The sequence below is a fragment of the Bradyrhizobium sp. BR14999 genome, from assembly GCF_056106085.1.
Map to the genome: position 1 here is coordinate 6,467,700 of NZ_CM148536.1, position 20,307 is coordinate 6,488,006.

Here is a 20,307-nt window from a genome sequence, read left to right on the forward strand (position 1 = left end):
CTCAGGCGCCTCCCCGATCATGATCATGCAACCAGCGCCGCATATGCTCCGCGGACTCCTCGCAGCCATATTTGGCGCGCCATCCGAATTCGTCGGCCATGCGCTGTACCGATAGCGGCGCCCGGGTCGGGCCGTGCACCGTCACGGTTGGTGTCTCGCCGGAGACAGCCACGCGGCAAACGAAACCGCCGTCCGGGTCAGCAAAAGCCCTGCCCCAGGCTTCGGCGGTGAAGGTTACGCCGCTCGAGATATTGTAAAGCATGTGGCGAGGCTGGGCGGCATCGAGCAGCACGCCGACGGCATCGGCGACGTCGGCTGCATAGACCCAGTCCCGCGCGCCGGGCTCGCTGAGCAACGCCGGCGCGCCCCGCCGCGCGCAATCCACGATCAGCGCCTGCGGCGACGGCGTGTCGCGGAAACCGCCGGCACGCTCGTGCGGGCCGAACACGCCCGAGAGCCGGACGCTGATCACATCAGCCTGCCACAGGTCGGAGAGCCGCGCCATCACACGCTCGGAGGCGAATTTCGTGATCGCATACAGCGATTGCGGATCGCAGGTCGTCGTCTCTTCGAGCAGCGGATAATGCCGGCCGCTCGCGCCATAGCTTGCAGCGGACGACAAGTTGATCACCCGCCGCACGTTTGCTTTGCTCGCAGCGGTCAGGATCGGCACCTGCGCCAGCAGATTGACGGCCAGGATACGCTCCGGCTCGGCGGCATCGCGCGCTGCGCCTGCCGTAATCGCGGCGCCCAGCACCACGGCATCGCATGCCGCCCCGACTGCGGCCTCAACCGCGCTGCGGTCAGTCACGTCCCCTCGCAGCACATGCAAGCGTTCCCCGTAAGGTGCAAAGGCGCAGCGCGCCTCCGCCGGCAATTCGGCCTGATCGAACAGCGTGACCTCATAGCCGCGGGCAAGCAGCAGCTCCGCGATATTGAGCCCGACAAAACCTGCGCCGCCGAAGATCACCACGTTCATCGCGCTGACCGCTCACAATAGCTTGGCGCCAAAATTCTGCTCCGGGCTCATGTCCGCGACCAATCGACCGGTCGGCTTCGCCGCCTCGCCGCCGCTGCGGGCAAGGAAGCGGCCGGAGCCCGGCGACGCGTTCAGTTTGCCACTCTCGACGATGACGCGGCCGCGGGAGAGCACCGTCACCGGCCAGCCCTGCAGCGAACGGCCGGCGAACGGCGTGTAGCCGGCCAGATCATGCATCATCGCGTCGGTGACGGTAACGCGGCGATCGGGATCCCAGATCGCGATATCGGCGTCAGCGCCAACGGCGATCGAGCCCTTGCGCGGATGCAGATTGTAGATCTTGGCCGGCGCGGTCGCGGTCAGCTCGACGAATTTCTCCAGGCCGAGCCGCCCCTTGGAAACCATCGCGTCGAACAGCAGCGGCAGCCGCATCTCGAGGCCCGGCAGGCCGTTGGCCACCTGCTTGAAGTTAGGGTTCGGCCCGGCGCGCAGCTTGCCGGTCTCGTCGAAGCGATACGGCGCATGGTCGGAGGAGATGGTTTGCAAGTCGCCGAGCGCCAACGCCTTCCACAGCGCCTCCTGGTCGTCCTTGCGGCGCGGTGGCGGGCTGCACATCCATTTGGCCCCCTCCGCGCCCGGCTTGTCGAGATCGTCGGCGGTGAGGAACAGATATTGCGGGCAGGTCTCGGCAAACACTTTCAACCCCTGACCGCGGGCATCGCGGATTGTCTGCGCGCCCTCGGCGGTCGATACATGGAAGATCATGATCGGCTGGTCGACCAGCGCCGCCATGCCGATCAGGCGGTTGAACGCCTCGGTTTCCGAAAAGCGCGCATGGCTGATCGCGTGATATTTCGGATGAGAGTAGCCGCGCGCCAACAGCCGTTTCACCATCCAGGAGATGATGCCGTGGTTCTCGGCGTGGGCGCAGAGCATCGCGCCGCCCTCGCGCGCGGCAACGAGAATGTCGAGCAGCGGCTCGTCGTCGATCTTCAGTCGGTCATAGGTCATGAAGATCTTGATCGAGCCATGGCCCTGACGGATCAGCAGCGGAAGGTCGCGCTCCAGCGTTTCCTTGGTCGGATCAGCGATGATCATGTGAAAGGCGTAGTCGATCACCGCGCCCCTGCGTGCCAGCGCGTGATAGTCCTCCAGCACCTGCCCCAATTGCATGCCGACATGCTGCGCGGCAAAGGAGATGACCGAGGTCGTGCCGCCGAAGGCCGCCGACGTCGTGGCACTCTCGAAGGTATCGGCATTCATGATGCCGGCAGCAGACAACTGCTCGATATGACAATGGCTGTCGACGCCGCCGGGCAGCACGAGCTTGCCGCGCGCGTCGATCTCGCGTTTGGCCGGACCGAGCCCGCGCCCGACCGCGACGATGGCCTCGCCTGCGATCGCCACGTCTGCCTCGAATACGTCGGTGGTCGTGGCGACGCGCCCACCGCGGATGATCAGGTCATAGGCGGGTTCGGTCATGACGGTGTCTCCTTGCGTAACTTTCGAAATTCATCGGCGCCTGTTTTCGTCGCGGCGCGCCCTTGCGCCCTGCGCATGACCGCTTCATGCTGTCCATGGCATAGTGATTGCCTCTGTTTCGCACCGTCAACACTGCCCAAACAGGAACCTCCCATGCCCCGACCGCGCATCATGGTCATCAACCCGAACTCCAACCGCGTGGTCACTGCCGGCCTTGCCGAGGCGTTGAAGCCGCTGTCCTTTGCCGACGGTCCAGAGATCGTGTGCGAGACCTTGGCCGAAGGACCCTACGGCATCGAAAGCCAGGCCGATGCCGAAAGCGTGGTGATGCCGCTGCGGCGCACCGTCGCCGGCGACAACGAGTCGGCAGCCTTCGTGATCGCCTGCTACAGCGATCCCGGCCTGCATGTTTGCCGCGAGGCGACCACGCGGCCGGTGCTGGGCATTGCCGAATGCGGCGTGCTGACTGCACTGACCCGCGCCGAGACTTTTGGCGTGATTGCGATCGCGCAGCGCTCGATCCGCCGGCACATGCGCTATCTGCGCCAGATGGGCCTGATGGATCGGCTGGCCGGCGAGCGTCCGCTCGACATGAGCGTTGCGGAAACCGCATCGGGCGAAGGCACGCTCGCGAAGATGATCGCGGTCGGCCGCGCCCTGAAAGAAGAAGATGGTGCCGGCGCCATCGTGATGGGCTGCGCGGGCATGGCGCGCCATCGCAAGCCGCTCGAGGACGCACTCGGCATTCCCGTGATCGATCCGACCCAGGCCGCCGTCACCATGGCGCTGGGCGCCGTGCAATTCGGCGCGTCGTGACGCGGTGATTGGCGGGCTAGCGTGCTTCACGCGCCCGCCTCTCTTGCCAATCGTCGTAGCTCTCGCGGTCCATCGCGAACATGTCGCGCTGGGTCGAATAGAGATTGCCGAACAGCCGTCCGATGGGCTGATAGGTCGCCATGTCGACATGCATCCGCGCCGGATCGAGCAGACCTTCGCGGGCATGCAGATGCAAGACCTCGCCGACCAGCAACTCGCGGCCTGGACCAAATGCGAGCGAGACCTGCCGCCGGCACTCCAGCGCAAAGGGTGCCGCAGCCAGCCGCGGCACCTTGACCTCGGCACTGGCCTGCGTCGTCAGACCCACGGCCGCCACCTCGCTCTCGCCGGAGGGGAAGTCCACCGCGCAGTCGTTCATTGCTTTCGCCAGCGCCTCGTCCACCATATGCAGGACGAATTCGCCGGTGCGGTGAATGTTGCGCGTGGTGTCCTTGAACCGGCCGTCGGGATGATGCTGCAGGCCGAGCACGATCAACGGCGGGTCCTCGGAGAACACGTTGAAGAAGCTGAACGGCGCCGCGTTCAGCGAGCTGTTCTCGTCCATCGTCGTGACGAAAGGCGATCGGTCGCGGCACCACCACGCCGCACAGCAGCTTGTAGCGGTCCCGAGGCGCAAGGTCGCGAAAGGAAAGGCTCGTCATCGCTACACGACCTTCAGCTCACGGCGGCGGGATCGCGCCGGTACGGCTGGTGATCAGGCCATAATGCTCGGTGCGACGATGGGCGGCGAAATTGAAGATCGTCTCTTTGCCGAACGCGGTGGCGTCGAGATCGCAGGGATGCACCAGCAGCTCGTCATCCTCCGTCTTGGCCTCGGCGACAATCTCGCCGTCCGGATTGACGATGATGCTGCCGCCGATCAAGCGATGACCGTCCTCGTCACCGGCCTTGGCGACCGCAATCACCCAGCAGGAATTCTGGTAGGCACCGGCCTGCGCCGAAAGGCGGTTGTGGAACAGCCGCTTCTCCGGCCCTTCGTCACCCTTCTGCGCGTTGACCGACGGCGTGTTGTAGCCGATCAGCACCATCTCGACGCCCTGCAGGCCCATCACGCGATAGGTTTCCGGCCAACGGCGGTCGTTGCAGACGGCCATGCCCATGATGCCGTCGAGATTGCGCCAGACCGGAAAGCCGAGATCGCCCGGCTCGAAATAGCGTTTCTCCAAATGTTGGTGCGTACGTTCCGGATCAAACTCGGCATGGCCGGGCAAATGGATCTTGCGGTATTTGCCAACGATATTGCCGCTGCGGTCGGTGAGGATCGCGGTGTTGAAATGATGGCCGTCCGGCGTCAGTTCGGCATAGCCAAAGCTCATCGCCATCTCGTGGCGGGCCGCGCGATCGAACAGCGGCCGCACGGCGTCATTGGGCATCTCGCGCTCGAACCAGCCATCGGCGTCGGCGCGGTTCTCCATGTACCAGCGCGGGAAGAAAGTGGTCAGCGCGAGCTCGGGATAGACGATCAGGTCCGCGCCTTCCGCCTTGGCCTCATCCATCAGCGCGAGCATGCGCCTGACCACGACATCGCGCCCCTCCGCGCTTTGGATCGGGCCCATCTGGGCCGCGGCGACGTTGATCATGCGCATGGTTGTTGTTCTCCTTGCAAATCGTGCGGCGGGACCTCAGCCATTGAACGCGGCCTGCGCTTCCGGCAGGTCCCAGATCTTGCCGATCGCGGCAGCCCCCGCGGTGGTGATCGCAGCCTCGTCGCCGTGAACATAGCGCCCCGCATCGATCAGCAAGCGGCCGTCGACGATGACCTGATCGACATTGGCGCGGTTGCCGAGCGCGATCAGCGCGCGGCGCGGATCGAACAGCGGCTGCAGGTGCGGATGGGTCATGTCAATGACTGTCAGATCGGCCGTTGCGCCGGGCGCAATCGCCCCGATATCCGGACGCTTCACCAGCGCAGCCGCGGTCGCTGTCACCGCTTCGATCAGGTCAGGCGCGCTCGCGACCTCGGCCCGCTGCAGCGCAAGCTTGGAGATCATCGAGGCCGCATTGAGCTCGCCAAGCAGGTCCATGTTGTAGCCGTCGGTGCCGACCACGGTGCGCACGCCATGTTCGGCAAACCGGCCGAACGCCGCCGTGACGCCGGATCGCGCAAACACCCGCGGGCAATTCAACACCGCAGCGCCCCGCGCCGCCATCAGCTTCAGATCGCTGTCGGAGCTTGCGATGCAATGCGCTGCGAGAAGATCAGGAGCCAGCAGGCCCAGCCAATCGAGATATTCGGCCGGCGTGCGGCCGTCATAACGCTTGCCAATCGTTTCCACCTCGGCACGGCTTTGCGCCAGGTGGGTAGTGATGGGAACGCCAAGCTCGCGGGCCCGTGCCGCACAAGCACGCAGCAGATCGGGTCCGCAGGTGTCGGTCGCATGCGGGCTCATCGCGAGGCCAATCCGTCCCTCACCACACCCGTTCCAGCGCTGATAGAGCATGTTCCAGGTGGCGAGGTCGACCGCGCCGTCGTCACCGGCGTATCTGACCACACCGTCCGGGCCGGCCTTGGCGTCCGAGGTCGAGAACAGATACGGCGCGCCATAGAATTGGATTCCCATCTCCTCGGCGGCGTCGAACATCTCGGGGATCGTGTTGCGGAACGGCTCCATCACCGTGGTCGCCCCGCCCTTGAGTAACTGCAATATGCCGAGCCGCGCGACCGCAAGGCGCTCCTCGGCCGAGAGCAGATCGGCGCCGCGTTTGGTCAGCGGCAGCAGCACCGTATAGACGATGCTCTGATTGTTGCGCCGGCCGTTGCCATCCTCGGTGTGGCTGCGCGCCACCGCCTCGCTGAAACAGTGATTGTGCAAGTTCATCAGGCCCGGCAGGATGAAGCGCCCGGGACGATCATGTACCTCGGCGGCGAACGGCCTGTCCTTGGTGATAGCCGCGACCTTCTTTCCTTCGATCAGCACCCAATGATCGCGAAGCACGTCCTGCGTATCGTCGCAGCGTGATAACACGTAGCTGCCGAAGATCGCGATGCTGCTCATGATGGACGCACATTCCAGAAGACTGTGGTGCCGTCGAGGATGCCGGTGATACTCTTGCGGTAAGCGGTCGGTTGCTTGTACAGGCCGATCGGGAAATACGGAATCTCTTCAAACGCCAGCGCCTGGATCTCGCGGCATATCCGCTGTTGCTCTTCGAGCGAGGAAGCCGCGAGCCACTGGCCGCGCAGGCCGCCCATCTTCTCGCTGCTATACCATCCGGCGACTTTGCCTTCGCCGCGCAGATTGGTGTTACCGGCCGGGTTGAGCCAGTCGATGCCTTGCCAATTGCCGACGGCAGCGCTCCAACCGCCCTTGTCGATTGGATCCTTCTTGAGCTGGCGCTGCAGCACGACCGCGAAGTCGAGCGCCTGATGGTCGACGTTCATCCCGGCCCTCCGCAGCATGTCGGCGGCGATCTGGCCAAGCGGCTTTTGCGCGGCCGAATTGCTCGGCGACAGCAGCACGACCCTCTCGCCATTGTAGCCAGCCGCCGCCAGATCGGCCTTCACCTTAGCCATATCGCGCGGGCCGCGGAAGACGTTGAGCCCGACGTCATTGGCCATCGGCGTTCCCGGTGCGAAGTAGCCGATCGGCGAGAGCTGGTACGCCGGATCTCCGCCCGCGACCGCGGTCATGAAGTCGGCCTGATCGATCGCGCCGAGCAGCGCACGGCGGATCGCCGGATCGTCGAACGGCGGCTGCAGGTGATTGACGCGGAGCATGCACGCATAGCCGCGGGGATCGAGCACACGCGTTTCGACCTCATCGGACTGCTTCAGCACGGGTAGCAAATCGTGCGGCGTGGTTTCCTGCCAATCCTGCTCGCCAGTCTGGAGGGCCGCCACAGCGGTCCCCGGGTCCGGCGTCGTGGTCCACACAACGCGGTCATAGTGCACGACCTTGGGACCGGCGGTCCAATCCGGCTTGCCGTCCTGGCGAGGTTGATAGCGCTCGAACCGGGCATAGGCGTTGCGTACGCCCGGCACGCGCTCATCCGCGATGAAACGGAACGGCCCGCTGCCGATCACTTCGGTGATCGGCTTGAGTGGATCCTGGCTCGCAAACCGCTCGGGCATCATGAAAGCGGCATGCACCGCGGCCTTGCCGAGCGCCTGCGGCAGCAGCGGGAACGGCCGCCGCAAGCGAAAGCGGATGGTACGGTCATCCGGCGCGGACAGCTCCTCGGTTGCCGCCATCAATTCGCCGCCGAATCCGTCGCGCGAGGCCCAGCGTCGGATACTGGCAACGCAGTCCCGCGCCAGCACTCGCTCGCCGTCATGCCAGAACAGCCCATCGCGCAGCGTTAGGTCCCATTGCTTGCTGTCATTGGAGACGACGTGGCCCGAGACCATCTGCGGCGAGACTTCCAGCGCCGAATTGATGCCATAGAGCGTGTCGTAGACCATGAAGCCATGGTTGCGCGACACCTGTGCGGTGGAATAAATCGGGTCGACGAACGCCAGATCGATCACCGGGATGAAGCGCAGCGTTGACTGCGATTGCGCGCGCACGATACCCGGAAACGACAGCGCGGGCGCCACCGCCGCAGCGCGCAACAGGGACCGGCGGGAGAGCTGCATCGACGACTTGCCCCTGCTCATCAGCGCGATTGACCCGCCGTTTCGTGGTGCTGGAAGTTTGCTGCGATCGCCTCCCCGGTCGTGATCCACACGTCCGGGCAGGATTTGGCGTAGGTCAGGAACTCGCGGAGCAGACGGAGTCGCATCGGACGGCCGCTGCATTGCGGATGCAGCACGGTGGTCACCATCGCGCCCCAGTCGCGGACCTCGTCAAGCTCGTCCTTCCAGATCGAGAGCACATGCTCCTTGGGAAAGATCGAGCGCGGGCTGAACCGCGCCGAGAGGCCGTGCATCCAGTCGTCATAGCTCGCGGTGACCGGCAGCTCGATCGTGCCGGGCTTGCCGTCGGCGAGGCGATGACGATAGGGCCGGACGTCGTCGCGGAACGAGGAGGTGTAGACGATGCCGTGCCGGACCAGCGCTCGACGCAGCTCCTCAGTGAACTCGCCATAGGGTGCGCGATAGCCGATCGGCTTGACGCCGAGCCGGCGCTTCAGCGCCTCAAACCCCCGCTCCAGCTCTTCCTCGATCCAGGGATCGCCGGGGTCGGGCAGCAGATGGTGGTAGCCATGATGGCCGATCTCATGGCCCGCCTTGAGGATGGATTCCGCCATTGCGGGATGCGCGTCGACCGACCATCCCGTAACGAAGAACGTCGCCTTCAGATCGAGCTGGTCGAGCAGCTCCAAAAGCTTCGGCGTGCCGACCCGCGCCTCATAGCCGCCATAGCTCATGGTGATCAGACGCTGCGCGTGGACGGCGTCCTTACTGGTCCAGGCGCTTTCCGCGTCGACGTCGAACGACAGGAACATGGCCGACGTCCACGGCTTCGGCCAGGGATAGTTCGGTGCCGGGTCCGCGGTGTTCGCCGGGACGAGCGGGATGCTCTGGAGTGCCTTACTGTCCAGCATTGATGGTCGCCTTCTCTACGCCGTTGTCGGTCAATTTCCACTTTGCAAGCAGGCCGCGGTAGGTGCCGTCGGCGATCAACGCATCGAGTGCCTCTACAAAGGCCTGCTGCAGTGCCTTCTCCTTGACCGGCAACGCGATCCCGGTGAACTGCGCCGCGATCGCCTGGCCAACCGGCGCATAGGCGCCGGGTTCCTGGTCCATGATGTAGGGCAGCGTCTCATTGCCCTGGACCGCCGCGTCGATCCGCCCCTGCTTCAGTTGCGTGCGCGCGTCGGCGGAGCCCTCCGTGCCGACGAATACGATCGCGTTGCTGCCGCAATGCGCCGTGCTCCACGCCGCGATCTGATCCGGAAACATAGTGCGGCGGCTGGCGCCGACCTTCTTGCCGCACAGCGCCGCCATGTCCTTGAACTCGGCCGCACGAGATTTCTGCACAAAGAACTGCGGGCCGCTGCGCAGATAATCGACGAAGGTTGCCGCCTCATGCCGCGTCGCGTAGTCGGTAAAGCCCGACAGGACCGCATCCACCCGCCCGGACGAGATCGACGGCATGAACTGCGCGAAGCTGGTCTCTTCCCACTCCAGCTTGACGCCGAGCTTGCGGCCGAGCGCCTCGCCGAGATCGACGTCGAATCCGGCCAGCGCATTGGTGGCGGGATCACGGAACTCCATCGGCGGATAGTTCGGCACGATTGCGACCTTGATGCTGCCGCGCTTCGCAATCTCCGCTGGCAGCTCGATCGCAAAGGCCTCCCCGGCCAGGACCACTCCAAGCACGCCTGCGACAATCAGTCTGATCATCAAACTCCCCCCATCAAATCACCGCCGCCAGAAATGCCTGCGTGCGCGCCTCGCGCGGCGCCCCGAGAACATCAGCGGCGCGCCCGGACTCCAGGATTGCGCCATGGTCCATGTAGACGACGCGATCAGCGACCTCGCGGGCAAAACCAAGCTCATGTGTCACCACCATCATGGTCATGCCGCTCTGCGCGAGCTCCTTCATAACCGACAGCACCTCGCCCACGAGCTCGGGATCCAGCGCGCTGGTTGGCTCGTCGAACAGCATCAGCATCGGCTTCATCGCCAGTGCGCGCGCGATCGCCACGCGCTGCTGCTGACCGCCTGAGAGCTGCGACGGATAGGAGTCTGCTTTCGTCGCAAGCTCGACCCGGCGCAGCAGCTCGATCGCCTCGGCGCGGACCTCATCCAGCGAGCGGCCCTGCACCTGCACCGGTCCTTCCGTGATGTTCTCCAGCGCCGTCTTGTGCGGAAACAGGTTGAATTGCTGGAACACCATCCCGGTTTTCAGCCGCTGGCGCGCGATCTGCCGTTCGGTCAGGCGGCGCAGCTTGCCACCCTCTTCGCGTACGCCGAGCAGTTCACCATCCAGCCAGATGCCGCCGCTATCGATCTCGGTGAGCTGGTTGATACAACGAAGCAGCGTCGTCTTGCCCGAGCCCGACGCACCGATCAGGCAAAGCACCTCGCCGGGCCACACGTCGAGCGAGACATTCTTGAGAGCCTGGAACTCTCCAAAGGCCTTGCTGACGGAGCGGATCGCGACGAGGGGCTTCGTCATCGGTTGATCCGTGCCGTTCCACGCGCAAAGCGGCGCTCGAGCAGCATCTGCAGCGGGGTCAGGATCGATACCACCAGCAGATACCAGCAGCCGGCGACGATCAGGAGTTCGATGACGCGCGAATTGGCGTAGTAGATATTCTCGGCGTTATGCAGCACCTCGGGATACTGGATCACGCTGGCGAGCGAGGTCGCCTTCACCATGCCGATGAATTCATTGCCGAGCGGCGGTATCACCACGCGCATCGCCTGCGGCAGGATGATCCGCCGCAGCGCGCGGAGCCGCCCCATCCCGATCGCCTGCGCCGCCTCATACTGCCCGGCATCGACCGACAGCATGCCGGCGCGCATCACCTCCGACGTATAGGCGCCCTGGTTGATGCCGAGTCCGAGCAGCGCTGCGAGGAAGGGCGTCATGACGTCGACGGCACGTGCCGTCCACAGGCCGGGAATGCCGATGGTCGGAAACACCAGTGCGAGATTGAACCAGAGCAGCAGTTGCAGGATCAGCGGCGTGCCACGGAACAGCCAGGTGTAGCCTGCAGCGACCGACTTCAGCACCGGATTGGGGGACAGCCGCATGATCGCCACGACCACGCCGAGGATGATGCCGAGCACCATGGCGAGCACCGCCATCACCATGGTGTTGACGATACCCTCAAGGATCACCTTCGCGGTCAGGAAGCGGCTGACATAGGACCATTCGATCTGGCCGGCGGCAAAGGCACGGGCGATGGCCGCCAGCACCACGACGATCGCGGCCGCAGCCAGCCACCGCCGCCAGTGGATCTCCCGCGCGATCTGCATCTGCGAGAGATCGGGAAAGCCTTCCGCAAGCGTCGGGGCCGCCCTCATTGCGGCGCCGCATTCATCATCGGCTTGGCGACGGCATTCGCCTCCAAACCAAATTTGTCGAGGATCTTCTTGTAGGAGCCGTCAGCGATCATCGCCGCGAGATGCTCCGTCACCACCTCGCGTAGGGCAGCATCGTCCTTGCGGAACATGATGCCCTGATAGCCGATTGCGAAGGGCTCGCCGACAACACGGTACTTGCCTGCCTCCTGCTGCTGGGCATAGGGCAGCGTCTCGCTGCCCTGCACCGCGGCGTCGATGCGGCCCTGCTTGAGCTGGTTGCGGACGTCGATCGAGTTCTCGCCCGGAACATACTGAATGGCCGCCTTGCCTGCAGCCTCGCAGTTCTGCTTGCTCCACTTCTCGATCTCGACCGGAAAGCTCGTGCTGCGCGTGGTGCCGACCTTCTTGCCGCAGAGATCGGCGGCGACCTTTGCCTCATGCCCGTCCAGAACGAAGAACTGCGGTCCGGTGGTCAGGTAGTCGATGAAGTCGGCGGTCTCGCGCCGTGAGTTACGGTCGGAAATGCCGCTGATGATGAAATCGGCGCGCTTGGTCTGCAGCGACGGGATGAGTTCAGCGAACGGCGTTTCGCTCCAGACGATTTTGACGCCGAGCCGCTTGGCAAGTTCATTGGCCAGATCGATGTCGAGGCCGACGAGTTCGTTCGTCGTGGGATCACGGTACTCCATTGGAGCATAGGTCGAATTGACCGTCAGCTTCAATGTGCCGGTCTGCTTGATCTCCGCCGGTAGTTCGCCCGCCCGCACGGAGGCGGCAGCGAATGCGGCAAGGCCGAGGAAAAGCGAGAGGCGTGTCATGTCAGCTCCTTTGCCAACGCGCGACTGGCCGCATGTCAGTCCATGTCGAGAACGGCCGGCTCGACCACGCCGGCGCGCTCAGTGATCATCCTGTATTGCTCGGGCCGCCGGTGGGCGGCAAAATTGAACATCTTGTCCTTGCCCTGGCGGCAGAGATCGAGATCGATGTCGGCAACGACGACCTCGTCCGCCAGTGTCTTCGCCTGTGCGACGATCCTGCCGTTCGGATCGACAATGCATGAGCCTCCGATCAGGCCAGAGCCATCTTCCTCGCCGGCCTTCGCTACTGCAATCGCCCAGGTCGCGTTCATGTAGGCGTTGGCCTGCGCGACCAGCGTCGAATGAAAGGTGCGCAGTGCCGCGTCCTCGGTGGCGCCGCCGTTCGGATCGTAGGCCGCCGAATTGTAGCCGATGCAGACCAGTTCGACTCCCTGCAGGCCCAGCACGCGCCAGGCTTCCGGCCAGCGGCGATCGTTGCAAATCATCATGCCCATGATGGCGTGGCTCCACGCCGATCCTGCGCGGAAGGCGGGAAAGCCGAGATCGCCATATTCGAAGTAGCGTTTTTCCAACTGCTGGTAGCGCGCGCCCGATCGCGGTTCGACCGATCCGGGCAGATGCACCTTGCGATATCGACCCATGATCTCGCCGCTGTCGCCAACCAGGATCGCACAATTGTAACGACGGCCATCCGGGGTAAGTTCGGCATAGCCGACATAGAAGCCGACGCGCAGTTCGCGGGCTCGGTCGAATAGCGCCTGGACAGCCGGATTCGGCATGCCGCGCTCGAAATACTGATCGAGCCCATCGCCTTCGAGCAGCCAGCGCGGAAAGAATGTCGTGAAGGCGAGTTCGGGAAACACCACCAGCCGCGCCCCCCGCGCGGCCGCCTCTTCGAGCAACCGGAGCATGCGATCAAGTGTGTGCGCACGGGCATCAGCTCTTTGCGTCGGCCCCATCTGGGCTGCGGCAGCACGAAGAACGCGAGTCAACATTGCCTCCAAATGATGCGGACTGCTGCCTCGATAGGCGGACCGATATTCCCTCGGCAGCGCTCATTCCGCACCGCATTACAAGAAATGAGAGCGGCGTTGGCAATCACTCGTGCTATGATATTTTCGGTCGGACTATAACGGGCACGAATAGATGAACCTGCGCCAACTCGAAATTTTGCGTGCGGTCGTTCGACACCGGACGACAGTCGCAGCAGCCGAGGAGCTGTCGCTGTCACAGCCGGCGATCAGCAACGCGTTGAAGGCGATGGAGACGCAGGCGGGCTTCGCCTTGTTCGAGCGCGTCAACAACCGCCTGTTTCCGACCGCCGAGGCGATGGCGCTCTACAAGGAAAGCGAGACGATTTTTGCGCTGCATGCCAAGCTGGAAAACCGCGTCCGTGATCTCAGGGAATGTCGCACGGGGCATCTCTCGATCGTCGCAACGCCGCCGCTGGCCTACAGCATCATCCCGCCCGCATTGTCGGACTTCCTGCGCCGGCGGCCGCAGACGCGGATGTTCTTCGACGTTCGCCGCTATGAGGGCATCATCGACGGGCTCCTGAGCCGGGTCGCCGAGCTCGGCTTCGCGCTCGGCTTCTCGCATCATCCGGGCATCGCGCATGAAGTGGTACACACCGGCGAGATGGTCTGCGTCGTGCCGCCGCGGCATCCGCTGGCGGACCGCGCGGTGATCACCGCGTCCGATCTCGCCGATCTCCCCTTCATCGGGCTCGAGCGCGGAACGCAGTTGGGTGAAGCCGTGCGTGCGAGTTTTGCTTCGGCCGGCGCTCCATTCCAGCCAACTGTCGAGGTGCGATACTGCAACACCGCCTGCGTGCTCGCCGCAGCAGGCGTCGGCGCGGCGGTGGTGGATCCGTTCTCACCGCACCAGGCTGGCAGTCAGGAGCTGGTCATACGCCCCTTCCTTCCCGAAACACCTGCGCTAGCATACATGCTGTGGTCCGAAGCGGAGCCGCTCTCGCGTCTTGCAAGAGCGTTCCTCGACGAAGTCCGCCGAGCAAGCCGACAACTGGAATGATCAGGGCACCGTACTGCCGACACGAAGAGCTCAGCGGCCGCGCCGATCGCGCTTGGCTAGGCCAACAGAACATCGAAAATAACTCCATGCACAGTAGACATGGCATTGTCAGCAAAGGGGTTTTCGCCCGCCCTTCTTCGGAGAACTGCTGCGCACTCTTCCGGATCGTGGTCTGGATATTTGACACGTCAGGCAAAACACCGGCACTATTCCATCATGCCCGCTTCACCCCTTGGCACGCCCCCCGGCCAGCCCACGTAACGCCAGCGACGGCCAGAACTCCGCCCAGGGTTGCGCCGCCTCGAAGGCCGCAGCGATACGGAAGATCGTGGGTTCGTCGAGCCAGGGCGCGATGATCTGGTTTGATCAAGACTGCCGCCTTCTTGGCCAGATATACATGTCAATCCGCGTTGGGGTCATTCCGCATGGAGCGCATGAGCGCTGAACGAGGTATTCGGACTTGCCGAACATCAACCTGAAGCTTCTCCATACTTTCCTGCTCGCGGCCGAGCACGAAAGCTTCCGAAAGGCTGCAGAGGAATCCAACCGGTCGCCGTCTGCCATCAGCATGCAGGTTCGCGACCTGGAGGAGCAGATCGGCGTCCTGCTCTTTCGCAGGACACCGCAGAAGGTGTTGCTTACACCTGAGGGTCGGATCCTGTTCGAACAGGCAAAGCGAGCCCTCCAGGAAGTTCAGTCCGGGTTGGATCTGCTGACCGAATCAGCGCAATCCCGCAGCCGTCACATTCGAATGGCTTGCGTTCCGACACTTGCGTCCGGATGGCTGCCCAACATCCTGGCGACATTCAAGGTCCGCTATCCGCGGAGCCAGGTCCAGCTCATGGAGCTCTCCACGACACCGATGCTCGAACTGCTGAAGCGGCAAGATGTCGAGTTCGGCATTGGTCCGGAGGTCCCCGACATGGGGGATTGTGAGTTCGAGCCGATCCTTGAAGATCCCCTCTTTGCCTGTGTACCGCCGGTATTCGACGAGGGCCAATCAAGCATCGGATTCGCCGATCTCGTCGAAAAGCCGGTTATCCTGCTGTCGAAGACGACAGCGGTCCGAGGGCTGATCGACGAGACGCTGGAGATCCTCGCCGTCCGCCTCGATGTGCAATTCGAGGTCCAGGCCGCTACGACGGCGCTGGCCCTGGCAGCGTCCGGCCTCGGCATCGCAATCGTACCGCGGGTCGCTCTGGTGCAGGCCGGCGTGCAGCAGTTTCGTGTCGTCCCGATCTCGGACCACGTCAAGCTTCGCCAGATCGGCTTGATCACCCCGCGCGGCCCTGTCAGGCGCCCGAACACCGAACAACTGATTTCATTGATCCGCTCGAGCCTGGCCCAGCTGCGCTGACGCCGCGCTTAGAGCAACTTCAGAAGCGCATCGACGACCTGACTGGTCGTTGCGCTGCCGCCGATGTCACGGGTCCTCAGCGCTGCATCCTCCAGCCCGGCACGGACCGCGGCCTCGATCCTGTCGGCACCAAGCCGCAGCCGGCTGTCCCGATAGCGCTGATCGAGCCGCCGCAGCATCAGGATCGCCGCCAGGATCGTCCCATAGGGATTGGCGAGCCCCTTTCCTGCGATGTCGGGCGCCGAGCCATGCGAGGCCTGGAAGAAACCGATCCCGTCCCCAACCTCTTCCGATGGCGACATGCCCATGCCGCCGACCGTCGCCGCACCGAGATCGGAAATGATGTCGCCGAACATGTTCTCGGTGACGATGACGTCGAAATGCGAGGGCTTGTTGACCAGATGAACCGTCATCGCGTCGACAAGGACGTGCTCGGCTTCGATGTCGGGATAGTCTTTGGCGACCTCGTCGAAGACGGCACGAAAGAACGCGTAAGTGCGCAGCACATTGGCCTTGTCGCAGCAGGTCACCCGGCGCCGACCGTCCTTTGGTGAACCATTCCGTGTTCTCGCAAGCTCGAATGCGAACCGGACGATGCGTTCGATGCCCTTCCGGGTCTGGACGAGCGTGTCGACTGCGACTTCCTCCCTGAGCAGCGCGCCGGCGCCGCGCGCGGCGTAGAGGCCCTCGCTGTTCTCCCTGACGATGACGTAGTCGATCGATCCCGGCCGCCCGAGCGGGGACGGCACGCCCTTGTACAGCTTGATCGGCCTCACATTGGCGAACAGGTCGAGCTTGAAGCGAAGCGAGAGCGTGAAATCGAGTCCGGCTTCGGTTCCATCACGGTGAACCACACCGGGAATGCCGGCCGCACCATGGAGAATAGCATCGGCTGTGCGGCAGCCCTCGAACGAGGTGGCCGGAAACGAATCCCCGGTTTCGAGAAAGTGCGTGGCGCCCGCGGGATATTCCGCAAAATGGAGCGTCCCGGCCTGGACACCGGCTTGCAGCACCGCGACCGCCGCACCAGCGACTTCGGGCCCGATACCGTCTCCATGCACGACGGCGATCTTGTAAGTATCCTTCATGATGCTCGCTCGACAAATTATCCTGTGATGGTGACGTCACTTCGCCCGTGGCAGGACATGCACGATGTGGCATGGCCTCTCGCTGCTCTCGTCCGGCGGCGCGGTCACTGCCACGATCGGCCGCGCCGGACGATCGATCAATCCAGCTTGATCCAGACCCCCTTCGTGTTCAGGTATTCGTCGAGCTGTTCGGTGCCACCTTCGCGGCCATATCCGCTCATCTTGTAGCCGCCGAACGGCAACGCAGGATCGATGGCGTGATAGGTGTTCACCCACACCGACCCGGCGCGTAGGCTCCTCGAGATGACGTGGGCCTTGCTCACATCGCGCGTGAAAACACCTGCCGCAAGTCCGTATGGCGTCGCGTTGGCGCGCGTCACGGCCTCATCGAGCGTGTCGAACGGCAGCGCGGAAATGACCGGGCCAAAGATTTCATCACGGGCAATCTGCATGTTGTCGGAGACGCCGGCGAACACGGTTGGCGCGACGAAATTACCCTTCGCGAGGGCGCCTTCTCTCAGCCTGCTGCCACCGGTCACGACCTTCGCGCCCTCGTCGCGCCCGCTCCGCAGGAAGCCTTCGACCTTGTCGAGCTGGCACTCGGAGACCAGCGGTCCAATCTCCGTCGTGGGATCGGCACCATCACCGATCTTCAGGGCCGCGGCAAATTTCCCGAGCCGTTCGACCAGTTCGTCGTGGATCGCGCGCTCGACGAACAGGCGGGAGCCGGCGATGCAAATCTGGCCCGAATTGGCAAACGCCGCCATCGCGGCAATCGGCACGGCCTTGTCGAGGTCCGCGTCCGCGCAGACGATCACCGGTGACTTGCCGCCGAGTTCGAGCGACACCCGCTTGAGGTTGCCGGCCGAGGCGCGAACGATCGCCTGCCCGGTTGCGGTGGATCCGGTGAAGACGATCTTGTCGACACCGGAGTGCTCGGCCAGCGGCGCCCCGGCCTCCGGCCCGGTCCCGGTCACGACATTGACCACGCCCGGCGGCACCCCTGCCTCGCTCATTAAATCCGCGATCAGCAATGGCGTCAGCGGCGCCTCTTCGGACGGCTTGAGCACGATGGTGCAGCCGGTCGCCAGCGCGGGCCCGATCTTCCAGACCGATGCAGCCGTCGGCGCGTTCCAGGGAATGATGGCGCCAACGACGCCGACCGGCTCCTTGCGCGTGAACGAGACGATATCGCCCGGCAGCGAATTGTCGATCGTCTGCCCGTGGATCGCGGTTGCCATGCCGGCGTAGTATCTGAGCATGCCGAGCACGCGAAGCTTGTTCGCCCGCGTTCTGACGATCGGCATTCCCATGTCTGCTGTATCGGACTGGCTGATCTCCTCCCAGTGCTTCTCGAACAGGTCGGCGATCCGCAACAGCAGGGCCTGCCGCTCGAACGGCTTGAAGCGGCTCCACGGGCCCTCGAAGGCGCGGCGGGCCGCGGCGACGGCAAGACCGATGTCGGCCGCGTCTGCCCGCGGCACGCGTCCGATCACCTCGCCGGTCGCGGGGTTGCGCGTCTCGAAGACTTTACCCGAGCGGGCTTCGACCCACGCGCCGTCCACAAACATCTTTCGGGTTCGGCCGTCGATGGGAAATCGGATCTCAGCTTTTGTCATCGGTCTACTCCTGTCAGAGGCGATTGTCGGATGTCCGCCTTGTTTGATGTCGTGCTTACCTTGCAGCAATCGTCTCGGGAATGGGTTCTACGCAGCTGGCTGCTGTTTGCGGAGGAAGTGCGCCAGTTCCGGAATATAGGCCTGCCCGTGCCCGCTCTCGACCACCGCTGCCATCGCGCCGGCAACACCGTCGGCGATCGTCCGGCATGCGCCGGATGTGCCCGCCATCGTCCTGTAGTAGTTGATGTCCTTCAATGCATTGGCGATGAAGAACGGGACCGTCTCGACGTCGCCAGCCACGATGGCCGGCGCCAACCGCTGCAGCGCCACGCCGGCGCCACCGCCTTTGGCGAGAACATCGACGAAAACCGCGGGATCGACGCCTGCATCGGCCGCCTGCGCGGCTGCTTCGCTGAGAAGCGCCATGAAGCCGATTGAAACGTAGTTGTGGAGCAGCTTGAGCCGATGGCCGAAGCTCACGGGTCCGACCCGTTCGAGGCTCTCGGTGAACGCGGCAAGGACGGCACGGACGCTTTGAAAGTCTGCTTCATCGCCGCCAACCAGAAGGTTCAGCGTTCCCTCTTCCGCATGCTTCGCTGTGCGTGTCATCGGCGCGTCGAGGAAGCTTCCACCGGCGGCCCGGACCGCAGCGGCCATCCGCAACGTCGATTCCGGCAGCGCGGTCGAGCAATCGACGATGATTGTCCCCCTTCGCAGCCGGGGCAAGACGCCGGCATCGCCGGTGAGAATTGCTTCGACCTGCGGAGAGCCGGTCACGCAGAGGATGATGACATCGGACACGTCTGCCACGTCGCCCGGAGTCTTGCAGGCTACGGCGCCGAGACCGACGAGGTCGTCCACCGGCTGATTGCCGGGATGGTCGAGAAAGGCAAGAGGATAGCCGCCCCGCACCAGAACGTTCTTCGCGATTCCGTGTCCCATCAGGCCGACACCAATAATTCCCACCTTCATTGCGATACCTCGCTGATCATTCGCATCTCTGGTTGGACTGGGCGACGTTGCCTACCCACGATCATGTTGGAAAACCATCTAGTAGACGGCGGCGTACATGCGTCAGCTTGAACGAGGGCGTTCGTCGCACCAGAGCGCTCATCGTCCGATCCAACGTTGCCGCAAGGCCGCGCTGCCGACGGCTCTGAATGCGAAGGCGCGACCGAGCCGAACCGTTGCGCAAGATTAATCGCTCGCGACCATCGTTTCCTGCCTGCAATTGGTTGTTGTTTGTGCGGCAAGATGAGCGACGCTACCCCCGCTTCGTGCAAGGCGCTTTTTCTGACCCCCTGTTTGGTTTTTCTGATGTACCGGTGTTTTGATACGAACCGCCAAGGGAAGCAAGAGACCACTCACTTGGAGCGGCCGCGCGTTTCGGCCCGCGCAAGCCTCGCGTCACCTTCCAGCCTTCAGCGATTGAGAAAAACTGACGCCCCCTTCAGAAATACTGCGCCGCTTCGGCATTGCCTTGGCGCTCTGTCCATCTAAGATCGGACCTCGATCGACGTCTCTGTCAATCAAAATGAACCAAGCTGACTTGGTCGATTAGGGAGGTACCCGCATGAAACTTCGCATGCTGCTGGCGCTTGCGGGCGTGTTCTTTGGCATGAGCACGGTTGCACTGGCTCAAGGTCAACCCGACGACGAGTGCCAAAATCCGGGAAACGACGAGCTTCTGAAGCAAGGATGCGCTTATCTCGACGAGTTCATGAAGGCGTTCAACTCGCGAGATGCGGAAGCCTGGTCCAAGACGGTTCACTATCCGCATATAAGAATCGCTGGCGGGCAGGTGCAGGTCTGGAACACGCCGGAAGAATATGCGCAATCGAACGATGCGAAACAGTTGGCGCAGGCTTCGACATGGGCTCGCTCAGCGTGGACGTCTCGCAAATTGGTGCAGAAATCCGACGACAAACTCCACTTTGTCACGAGATTCACGCGCTATGACGCCAATGACAAGCCGATACTTTCCGCCGACTCTTTCTACGTGATCGTCAAGAGGGATGGCCGCTGGGGAGCTCTGGTACGATCGAGCTACGTCGGCATCATCGGCAAGAAGACCGCCTTCTGACGAACGATATTTTCCACAGTGAACGCAAGGAGCAGACGTCCAATCGAGTGGCGTCTGCGTGTTCACACCGCCATCGGCGCGATTTGGCC

At 63.8% G+C, this 20,307-nt stretch carries 18 protein-coding genes and 1 pseudogene; 4 read left to right on the forward strand and 15 right to left on the reverse strand.

Features of this window, described 5'->3' with window-relative positions; all coding sequences use genetic code 11:
- Position 1: 1 nt before the first annotated feature.
- Positions 2 to 979 carry an NAD-dependent epimerase/dehydratase family protein gene (locus ACR9YP_RS30340; RefSeq protein ID WP_438109445.1) on the reverse strand — a complete coding sequence of 326 codons (978 nt, stop codon included), beginning with the start codon at positions 977 to 979 and terminating at the stop codon, positions 2 to 4.
- Between the two features lie 12 nt (positions 980 to 991).
- Complete coding sequence (hydA, locus tag ACR9YP_RS30345) at positions 992 to 2,461, reverse strand: dihydropyrimidinase (protein ID WP_474217757.1); 1,470 nt, start codon at positions 2,459 to 2,461, stop codon at positions 992 to 994.
- A gap of 153 nt (positions 2,462 to 2,614) precedes the next feature.
- Here hydA and ACR9YP_RS30350 point away from each other — a divergent pair, with 153 nt between their 5' ends.
- Complete coding sequence (locus tag ACR9YP_RS30350) at positions 2,615 to 3,277, forward strand: aspartate/glutamate racemase family protein (protein WP_438109446.1); 663 nt, start codon at positions 2,615 to 2,617, stop codon at positions 3,275 to 3,277.
- Between the two features lie 16 nt (positions 3,278 to 3,293).
- On the opposite strand, the pseudogene ACR9YP_RS30355 reads toward ACR9YP_RS30350, so the two are convergent.
- The 10 genes and pseudogenes from ACR9YP_RS30355 to ACR9YP_RS30400 form a co-directional block, all read right to left on the reverse strand.
- Positions 3,294 to 3,939 (reverse strand): annotated as a pseudogene (locus ACR9YP_RS30355) (flavin reductase family protein).
- Positions 3,940 to 3,957: 18 nt separating this feature from the next.
- Positions 3,958 to 4,884: an N-carbamoyl-D-amino-acid hydrolase gene (locus tag ACR9YP_RS30360; RefSeq protein WP_474217758.1), complete on the reverse strand. Its 927-nt coding sequence runs from the start codon at positions 4,882 to 4,884 to the stop codon at positions 3,958 to 3,960.
- 36 nt (positions 4,885 to 4,920) lie between these two features.
- Entirely contained in the window at positions 4,921 to 6,294 is a 1,374-nt protein-coding gene (locus ACR9YP_RS30365; protein WP_474217759.1) for an amidohydrolase family protein, read from the reverse strand.
- Positions 6,291 to 7,874 (reverse strand): ABC transporter substrate-binding protein, encoded by a 1,584-nt coding sequence (locus ACR9YP_RS30370; RefSeq protein WP_474221152.1) that lies wholly within the window; start codon positions 7,872 to 7,874, stop codon positions 6,291 to 6,293. Before ACR9YP_RS30370 ends, ACR9YP_RS30365 begins: the two co-directional genes overlap by 4 nt.
- Before the next feature lie 20 nt (positions 7,875 to 7,894).
- Positions 7,895 to 8,785 carry a polysaccharide deacetylase family protein gene (locus ACR9YP_RS30375; protein WP_474217760.1) on the reverse strand — a complete coding sequence of 297 codons (891 nt, stop codon included), beginning with the start codon at positions 8,783 to 8,785 and terminating at the stop codon, positions 7,895 to 7,897.
- Positions 8,772 to 9,587 carry an ABC transporter substrate-binding protein gene (locus ACR9YP_RS30380; RefSeq protein ID WP_438109448.1) on the reverse strand — a complete coding sequence of 272 codons (816 nt, stop codon included), beginning with the start codon at positions 9,585 to 9,587 and terminating at the stop codon, positions 8,772 to 8,774. Before ACR9YP_RS30380 ends, ACR9YP_RS30375 begins: the two co-directional genes overlap by 14 nt.
- 13 nt (positions 9,588 to 9,600) lie before the next feature.
- Positions 9,601 to 10,365: an amino acid ABC transporter ATP-binding protein gene (locus ACR9YP_RS30385; RefSeq protein WP_474217761.1), complete on the reverse strand. Its 765-nt coding sequence runs from the start codon at positions 10,363 to 10,365 to the stop codon at positions 9,601 to 9,603.
- Positions 10,362 to 11,219 carry an amino acid ABC transporter permease gene (locus ACR9YP_RS30390; RefSeq protein ID WP_474217762.1) on the reverse strand — a complete coding sequence of 286 codons (858 nt, stop codon included), beginning with the start codon at positions 11,217 to 11,219 and terminating at the stop codon, positions 10,362 to 10,364. The genes ACR9YP_RS30385 and ACR9YP_RS30390 overlap by 4 nt, the downstream gene beginning before the upstream one ends.
- Positions 11,216 to 12,037 carry an ABC transporter substrate-binding protein gene (locus ACR9YP_RS30395; RefSeq protein WP_438109451.1) on the reverse strand — a complete coding sequence of 274 codons (822 nt, stop codon included), beginning with the start codon at positions 12,035 to 12,037 and terminating at the stop codon, positions 11,216 to 11,218. The genes ACR9YP_RS30390 and ACR9YP_RS30395 overlap by 4 nt, the downstream gene beginning before the upstream one ends.
- Positions 12,038 to 12,072: 35 nt before the next feature.
- Positions 12,073 to 12,996, reverse strand: coding sequence for an N-carbamoyl-D-amino-acid hydrolase (locus tag ACR9YP_RS30400; RefSeq protein ID WP_438110826.1), 924 nt, complete (start codon positions 12,994 to 12,996; stop codon positions 12,073 to 12,075).
- Between the two features lie 187 nt (positions 12,997 to 13,183).
- Between ACR9YP_RS30400 and ACR9YP_RS30405 the strand changes: the two genes are divergently transcribed.
- A complete protein-coding gene (locus ACR9YP_RS30405; RefSeq protein ID WP_438109452.1) occupies positions 13,184 to 14,071 on the forward strand; it encodes a LysR family transcriptional regulator in 888 nt (295 codons plus the stop codon).
- A 460-nt stretch (positions 14,072 to 14,531) separates the two neighbouring features.
- Entirely contained in the window at positions 14,532 to 15,428 is an 897-nt protein-coding gene (locus tag ACR9YP_RS30410; RefSeq protein WP_438109453.1) for a LysR family transcriptional regulator, read from the forward strand.
- Positions 15,429 to 15,436: 8 nt separating this feature from the next.
- On the opposite strand, the gene ACR9YP_RS30415 is transcribed toward ACR9YP_RS30410, so the two are convergent.
- The 3 genes from ACR9YP_RS30415 to ACR9YP_RS30425 form a co-directional block, all read right to left on the reverse strand.
- The gene (locus ACR9YP_RS30415) at positions 15,437 to 16,516 is read right to left on the reverse strand and encodes an isocitrate/isopropylmalate dehydrogenase family protein (protein WP_438109454.1); all 1,080 of its coding nucleotides are present in this window, start codon (positions 16,514 to 16,516) and stop codon (positions 15,437 to 15,439) included.
- Between the two features lie 137 nt (positions 16,517 to 16,653).
- Positions 16,654 to 18,135 (reverse strand): aldehyde dehydrogenase family protein, encoded by a 1,482-nt coding sequence (locus ACR9YP_RS30420; protein ID WP_438109455.1) that lies wholly within the window; start codon positions 18,133 to 18,135, stop codon positions 16,654 to 16,656.
- A gap of 87 nt (positions 18,136 to 18,222) precedes the next feature.
- Complete coding sequence (locus tag ACR9YP_RS30425) at positions 18,223 to 19,107, reverse strand: NAD(P)-dependent oxidoreductase (RefSeq protein ID WP_474217763.1); 885 nt, start codon at positions 19,105 to 19,107, stop codon at positions 18,223 to 18,225.
- A 601-nt stretch (positions 19,108 to 19,708) separates the two neighbouring features.
- On the opposite strand from ACR9YP_RS30425, the gene ACR9YP_RS30430 reads away from it, so the two are divergent.
- Complete coding sequence (locus tag ACR9YP_RS30430) at positions 19,709 to 20,218, forward strand: hypothetical protein (protein ID WP_474217764.1); 510 nt, start codon at positions 19,709 to 19,711, stop codon at positions 20,216 to 20,218.
- Positions 20,219 to 20,307 lie beyond the last annotated feature (89 nt).